6 protein-coding genes and 2 pseudogenes are annotated in these 7,619 nt (G+C 36.5%); all 8 read left to right on the top strand.

Going from position 1 to position 7,619, the window contains the following annotated elements; translation table 11 throughout:
* Positions 1 to 465 precede the first annotated feature (465 nt).
* The 8 genes and pseudogenes from LKD42_RS14520 to LKD42_RS14485 all read left to right on the top strand — a co-directional run bounded on the left by LKD42_RS14520 (position 466) and on the right by LKD42_RS14485 (position 7,329).
* A complete protein-coding gene (locus LKD42_RS14520) occupies positions 466 to 1,116 on the top strand; it encodes a PBECR4 domain-containing protein (RefSeq protein WP_173898031.1) in 651 nt (216 codons plus the stop codon).
* Between the two features lie 754 nt (positions 1,117 to 1,870).
* A pseudogene (locus tag LKD42_RS14515) lies at positions 1,871 to 2,131 on the top strand (ParB N-terminal domain-containing protein); the annotation flags it as partial.
* Positions 2,128 to 2,421, top strand: a pseudogene (locus LKD42_RS14510) (phospholipase D-like domain-containing protein); the annotation flags it as partial. The pseudogenes LKD42_RS14515 and LKD42_RS14510, both read left to right, overlap by 4 nt.
* A gap of 82 nt (positions 2,422 to 2,503) precedes the next feature.
* Positions 2,504 to 3,937, top strand: coding sequence for a phospholipase D family protein (locus tag LKD42_RS14505; RefSeq protein WP_248836106.1), 1,434 nt, complete (start codon positions 2,504 to 2,506; stop codon positions 3,935 to 3,937).
* The gene (locus LKD42_RS14500) at positions 3,916 to 4,626 is read left to right on the top strand and encodes a response regulator transcription factor (protein ID WP_005421560.1); all 711 of its coding nucleotides are present in this window, start codon (positions 3,916 to 3,918) and stop codon (positions 4,624 to 4,626) included. The genes LKD42_RS14505 and LKD42_RS14500 overlap by 22 nt, the downstream gene beginning before the upstream one ends.
* Positions 4,626 to 5,669 (top strand): HAMP domain-containing sensor histidine kinase, encoded by a 1,044-nt coding sequence (locus LKD42_RS14495; protein ID WP_147632190.1) that lies wholly within the window; start codon positions 4,626 to 4,628, stop codon positions 5,667 to 5,669. Before LKD42_RS14500 ends, LKD42_RS14495 begins: the two co-directional genes overlap by 1 nt.
* Positions 5,670 to 5,702: 33 nt before the next feature.
* Positions 5,703 to 6,767: an FUSC family protein gene (locus LKD42_RS14490; protein WP_248836105.1), complete on the top strand. Its 1,065-nt coding sequence runs from the start codon at positions 5,703 to 5,705 to the stop codon at positions 6,765 to 6,767.
* Positions 6,757 to 7,329, top strand: coding sequence for a CDP-alcohol phosphatidyltransferase family protein (locus LKD42_RS14485; RefSeq protein WP_005335451.1), 573 nt, complete (start codon positions 6,757 to 6,759; stop codon positions 7,327 to 7,329). Before LKD42_RS14490 ends, LKD42_RS14485 begins: the two co-directional genes overlap by 11 nt.
* Positions 7,330 to 7,619 lie beyond the last annotated feature (290 nt).

Genomic DNA, 7,619 nt, shown 5'->3' with positions numbered 1-7,619 from the left:
TGAGGCTGAGCTTCTGGCAGGTTAAAATGGGGAGAAATTTCTCATTTTAACTTGTACTAAATCTTGACATAGGACCAGAGGAAAGTTTTCACTGTGGCATAAAGCTTGACAAGAAACTAAAAGTTAAGTAAACTGAATATAATGATTGCGTTGCAGAAACCTGTGAGGCCTGCGACCGGGGGAGAACCTGCGGGAGCTCCTCTTATTTCTTTAAGGTATCATCGATTCGTTTTTTGCATATAATAAAATACGAAGAAGAACAAATTTTCTTTGACTATTTCCAAGGGATAGTGTATAATTAAGATACAAAAAAGAGATACTTATAAGGTCGGAACAGAGACCTTAAACCTGTTCCAGCGGTCGGGATGGAGACCGAAAACCCATTCCCATTGCAGAATAAACTGTGAAAAATTAGTAGAAGGATGACTGCGAGGTCATCCTTCTATTTTACTATATGGAGGCTTTATGGAAGAACAAAAGAGTTTTTCACAGCGTGTAAAAGAAACGGTCATTCAATGTGCATATTCATATAAGCACTATTATGTTGAATATGAATATTTACTCTGTTCCCAGGCGTTTGAAAAGAATGAATATTATATAGTGAGTGCACATGAGGATAATTATCTACATCTTACAGGACTACATACAAATTTAGATGCAACATCATTTTTTGAAAAGTGTTATGGTGGTACTCTGGAAGAAACTGATTTTGATTTTTGTAAAAGAGGACAGAATGAAAGTGAAGTAAAAGGTTCTGTTAGAAGAAAAATCAATTCGTTACCATCTATTATGAACATGTTTTCTGTCGGAACTTCGGTTGAAGAAGACTTTGAAAAAAATAGAATACGATGTTCATTAGCAGCAGGTAATGCTAGTTCTACATTAGGTTTCACTGTTGTTGGAAATGCCAAACCTATGACACTGTTAAAAGGAAATGCGTTAGATTCAGCAAAAGCTAGAAATTTGGATTTGGTTTTAAGAAGAAAAGCGGGAGAAACAAAGTTTTCTGAGATAGTTATTGGAGCAACTGAACAATTATTGGAGCATAAGTCTGCTTTGAATACACTATTATCAGAAGAGTTATGTGCATTGATATCAGAAGACAAATCAGAATAAGTATGTTATTTCTGAATTATAAAAGCAAAGGACAGAAAACCATGCAGAAATAATTCCGAATATTTGAAGTGTAGAAGTCATGTGGTATCGGTAGTGTAAAAGCAAGAAAAAATACTGCATTTGCGGTCAATTTGTTATCGACAGTTGGCCGCAAGCACGGTATAATAGATGTAGATCTAATAAGAAAACTAAATAATCATTACTGTAAAATGTCAGGTAATGGTAGTCATCATTTATAATAGGAAGGAACAGGTTGGCTTTACCCTAATGGTGAAAAATCCACCATTTTTCCACCCAAACTGTAATTCCTCAGATGAAAACAGGTTTTCTTATCTTATCTGAAACTGACAGAAAAAGCAGCAAAATCAAGGCTTTGAATGACTTTGATTGACATAGAATGCAAGCTGTTTTCTGTATCAGGATGAACTCCTAAGCGAGGGGTCGGAGGTTCAAATCCTCTTGGCGACGGGCTTCAAAGCGTTCGAAAATGTTAGCTGGATTAGCTGACAACGAACGCTTTTGTTATTTTCTAATCACGTTCGTGACACAAAATTCCATTCAAAATGATCAATTACCAGCTAACATTTGGATTCAGCTCCGTTGTCACCCCTTATTCGGGGATGTAAATCAGAGAAAAGGCGGGAAAAGAAACAATCTCTCCCAAACCTGCAAACATAAATTAGCTGAAACAGTATTCAATTCTATTAGCTACAGCTAATGGTCAAACAGACAATCAGGAGAAAACGAAGAAAGAATCATAGAAATTGAGATTGAGCGTCTTCGGCCGTTCAAAGAGCACCCGTTTCAGATAAAAGATGATAAGGAAATGTTTCTTCTGCAGGAAAGCATTGAGAAGTATGGTATTTTAAATTCGCTGATTGTCAGACCGGTACTGGATGGATACTATGAGATCATATCCGGCCACAGAAGAAAACATGCTGCGGAGAAACTTGGATACCGTAAAGTACCGGTGATCATCCGGGTATTAAGTGAAGATGATTCCATTTTAAGCATGCGTTATGTCTGGCTGCTAAGCGAGGGGGAGACGTAAGAATTATCACACCTGGTATCCCTGATAAAAAATTCATTTATAATATAACTCGTTCTTTTTATCATGGATTAGTTAAACATGGTGTTCGTGTTTATGAGTGGACTCCTGGTTTCTGTCATGCGAAAATGAGTGTGACAGACCAATATCAAACCGGACGAAGTGCATATTTGCGACTGGGACAATTATTTATGAGATTATTTGCTGGATTGCTATATCTAACAGTCTGTTGTACAAAGAAGATTTTGCATGGATAAAAAAACAAACCTTGTTGAGGTTAAATTGAGATTGACTTTGTATTGTATAAGTATGAAATAAAAAGGAATCAGGTAATGTACAATGAAAAAGCATAAAATATGTAAAATCCTTCTTGTTATACTGGCAATTTTTTTATGTGTGGCTTTTTATGAATTGCTCGGAATCTGCGTTGCATATAAAAAGCAGCCGGAAGTGTCCAATACAACCAAAAAAGAAACAAAAAATGGGTCATGGAACGAATGCAGTGAAAATACAGAACGGGCAGTAATCATAGAAAAGAATCCAGAAGCACTTTTACAAAGAGTGCGTTTGATCAAGAATGCAAAAAAGGAAATTATTCTTTCTACTTTTGCATTTCAATCCGATGAAAGTGGAAAATTGATTTTAGGAGCACTGCATGATGCGGCAGACAGAGGTGTACATATTCGTCTGTTAGTAGATGGAATGGAGAGCTGGATTGATATGGAAAGAAATCCGTATTTCTATGGATTATCTTCCCATGAGAATGTTGAAATTAAACTGTATAATAAGGCCAATCCGTTGAAATCGTGGAAAATGATGGGTAGAATGCATGATAAATATTTGATTGCAGATGGAAAGGGATATATTCTTGGGGGAAGAAATACATACAATTATTTCCTGGGTGATTTTCCGGGACATAAGAACTATGACAGAGATGTGTTAGTGGTTTGCGATGAACCTGAGAAAGAAAATTCAGTTAACCAGTTGTCAGAGTATTTTGAAACCATATGGAATCAGGAAGACAGTGGTTATTTTCATAACAATAAAAAACTGGCAAATAGAAAATCTGTAAAGAACGCAGTTTTAGAGCTGCAGAACAGCTATCAGAAATATTTTGAAGAGAATAAGGAAAGAATCTGCGAGACCGATTATACGGATGAAACTTTTGAGACAGAAAAGATTACATTAGTGTCAAATCCTATTCACACAGGTTCCAAAGAACCAGTAGTGTGGTATCAGTTGGGAGAATTGATGAAAAATGCAAAAAATCGTGTGAAGATCCACACGCCATATATTATCTGTAATGATATGATGTATAATACATGGGAGGAGATTGCAGAGAACGTTTCAGATTTTTCTATCATGACAAATTCAGTTGCGAATAATGGGAATCCATTTGGGTCTGCCGATTATGCGAAAAACAGAAATAGAATCTTAAGTACAGGAATTAATATCTGGGAATATGAAGGCGGTTATTCATACCACGGAAAAAGTATTCTGATTGACGATGATCTGTCTGTAATAGGTTCCTTTAATATGGACATGAGAAGTGCATATCTGGATACGGAACTGATGCTTGTAATACGCAGTAAAGATATTAATAAACAGTTGGAAGAGGGCATGATGGAATATGAAAAAGTGTCCCGCCAGATATTAGAAGGCGGAACTTATAATGATCCATATCATGTAGAGCCGATCGAATTAACAAAGAAACGTCAGAGAAAAATATTTTTGGTACAGCATCTGCTTGGATGGGCAAGGTATCTGTTTTAATAAGGAGGAAGGAAAACGTGTTTCAAATATTGATTGTAGAAGATGATAAAGAATTAAGCCAGCTATTTCAAAAAGTGCTTGAGAAGAATGGATATCAAGTCAAAAGTGCATCGGATGGAGCACAGGCATTAGAAGTATTGGATAAGGAATATATTGATCTGATCATTTCTGATATTATGATGCCGGTTATGGATGGCTATGAACTGGTGTCAGAACTTCGTTCAGCAGGATATCAGATACCAGTGCTTATGATCACTGCGAAAGGTTCCTTTGATGATATGCGTCAGGGATTTTTTTCTGGAAGTGATGATTATATGGTAAAACCGGTAAATGTGAATGAAATGGTTTTAAGAGTCGGAGCACTGCTTCGCCGTGCACAGATATTGAATGAACACAAAATTGTGATCGGTTCAACAGAGTTTGATTATGATGCAATGACGGTTACAACTGATAAGGAAAGTCTTGTTTTACCTAAAAAACAATTCCTGCTTTTATATAAGCTTGCAGCTTCGCCAGGCAGAACATTTACAAAACAACAGTTGATGGATGAAGTATGGGGATACGAGACGGAGGCAGACCCACATACAATAGAGGTACATATAGGAAGACTCAGAGAGCGTTTTAAAGATAACCCGGATTTTGAAATCGTAACAATGCGTGGAATTGGATACAAGGTGGTGAAAAAATAATGGAACAAAAGAAAAAAAAAGAATTGCGGATCCGATCCTGTCTGACTGGTACAATCTGGCTGGCACTTGTATTTTCAACAGTCATATCTGCTTTATTATTTGCTTTTTTGAATCATTTTTTTAATCTGCCGGGCAGCATACCTGTGCTTGGCTGGCTTTTGATTTTCAATACATTGATTGCAGGGCTGATCACTTCCTTTATCAATGCAAAGTTACTGGAACCAATTACCAGACTTAGTAAAGCAATGAAGGAAGTTTCTCAGGGAGATTTTGAACAGCATTTGGAAACGAACAGCCGTATAGCAGAAGTTGGAGAATCTTATCAAAGTTTTAATGTTATGACAAAAGAACTTCGTGCAACAGAGGTGCTGCAGATGGATTTTGTATCTAATGTTTCTCATGAGTTTAAGACCCCGATTAATGCCATTGAAGGATATACAATGCTGCTTCAGGGAGAAGAACTGTCTCCGGATCAAGAGGAATATGTAGAAAAAATCTTATTTAACACCCAAAGACTTTCCGGATTGGTTGGTAATATTTTGCTGTTATCCAAGTTAGAGAATCAGAATATACCAATGAAAAAAACAGAATATCGTCTGGATGAACAGATCCGCCAGGCATTTCTTTCATTGGAAACAAAATGGACAGAAAAAGAAATTGGTTTTCAGGTAGAATTGGAGGAAGTTAAATATACTGGGAATGAAGGACTTTTTATGCATATCTGGATAAATCTTTTGGATAATGCGATTAAGTTCAGTCCTTCAAAGGGGACAATTACGATGTTTCTGAAACAAGAACAGGATTCTGTTAAGTTCATTCTGGAAGATGAAGGACCAGGAATAGAGGATGATGTAAAATCCAGAATATTTGACAAGTTCTATCAGGTAGATGGATCTCATAAAGCAGAAGGAAATGGCCTAGGTCTTGCACTTGTAAAACGGATTGTAGATAGTGCCGGAGGAACAATCAAAGCAGAAAACCGTGAATATGGTGGATGCAGATTTGTTATAGAGCTGCCAAAGCAGAAAGATGAGATTATATAGTTTTAAGATAAATTAGAAGATAGGAGGATTTATATGACATTTTATCAGGAGTTGCAGTTAAATCAGGCAGGTTCTAAAAACCTGTTGAAAAAGAGTGAAACACTAAAAGAAAAATTATATCATATGTGGGTATATCTGGTGAAGATAGCTGTTACAATGGCATTTTGTTTTTTATTTGTTAGTATTTTCAGCATTCTATTTGGAAAGGAGAACAGCATTGTAGGTGTAGTAGTCTTATTATGTCTCATGGTGTTTAGAAATGCGGATCTGGGGATCCACACCGGACAATCTACGATGCTTTTGGCTTTGTTCTTTGTAATTATGACTGTATGTCCGCATTTAGCAAATCAGTTTTCACCGGTATTGGGAATGCTGTTAAATATTGCGGCACTGGCTGTGTTGATTCTGTTCGGATGCCATAATCCATTCATGTTTAATCAATCTACATTGGTTCTTGGGTATCTGCTGCTATATGGTTATGATGTTACGGGAAAAAGCTATCAGATGCGGTTAGTCGGAATGGCTTTAGGTGCAGCACTTACCTGCTTCGTATTTTATCGAAATCATAAAAACAGAACTTATAAAAGAAATCTGAAAGATCTGATACAAGAATTTGATATCACTTCTTCCAGAACAAAATGGCAGATATGTCAGATTTTATGCGTACCGATTGTCCTTTGCATTGCAGAACTTTGTAATATGCCACGTGCAATGTGGGCTGGTATTGCGGCCATGTCCGTGATTTTGCCGTTTATGGAAGATATGCACTACAGAGTCCGTAAAAGGATTGTCGGAAATATTGCAGGTGTTATATGTTTTACAGTATTATATTTTCTGCTTCCTTCGTCAATCTATGCATATATAGGAATCCTTGGCGGAATTGGTGTAGGACTTTCTGCAAAATATGGCTGGCAGGCAGTATTTAACACATTTGGTGCTTTGGCCATTGCTACAGAGAGTTATGGACTACAAGGAGCGGTTAGTCTTAGAGTGATTCAAAATGTTTTTGGTGTTGTGTTTGCTTTAGCATTTTGTGTTATATTTTATTGGTTTATGTCTAAAAAAAAGGAAAGTGAGGTAACCGTACATGCAGAGTGAAGTGAATCAGGAAGAAAATTTGAATAGAATTATTACGGTTCCTAATCTTCTTTCTTTTTTTCGGCTTTGTCTGATTCCGGTAATTATATGGAGTTATTGTGTAAAGAAAAATCCTCTGTTAGCTGGTGAAATCTTATTGCTGTCTGGTCTTACGGATCTTGCTGATGGATATATCGCAAGAAGATTCCATAGGATTAGTAATTTAGGAAAAATACTTGATCCGGTGGCTGATAAGCTGACACAGGCAGCGATGTTAATCTGTCTGTTTACTCGTTTTCCGCATGTGCTTCTTTTAATCGTAATAATGGCAGGTAAGGAGCTGTATATGGTAGTCAGTGGATGTCTTGTGATACGAAAGACAGGAAAAGTACATGGTGCAGACTGGCATGGAAAGATAGTAACCTTTTTATTATATGGAACTGCAGCGGTGCATATTATATGGTTCCACATTACACCGATGGTATCAGATCTGTTGATTGGTTTGTGTGCTATAATGATGGTCATATCGGTCGCTCTGTATATTATCCAGAATACCAGGACTCTTAAGGGAGAGACTGTATAAGCAATTTTATATTGCAATGACTAGAAAAATATTTAGGAGAAGATAGATATAAACAGTAAGTCAAACACACAAACTATGGAGTCTTTAGTCGGTTTAATAAAATTTTAGATAGAAAATAAATCATTATAAAAAGATCCTGTTCATACTATGATATATAGAACAGGATCTTTATTTACTTTATTTCGCCAGAAAATTGTGAAAATGAGCATTTGTCGAGCCTGTGAAAAAAACTCTGTAAATTCAACACAACAAAGGTCTTCTATGATAAAATATTAAAATCATAGGAGGCC

Source organism: Hominisplanchenecus faecis, from assembly GCF_020687205.1.
Taxonomy (GTDB): Bacteria; Bacillota; Clostridia; order Lachnospirales; family Lachnospiraceae; genus Hominisplanchenecus; species Hominisplanchenecus faecis.
This window is presented reverse-complemented; position numbering and strand designations above follow the sequence as displayed.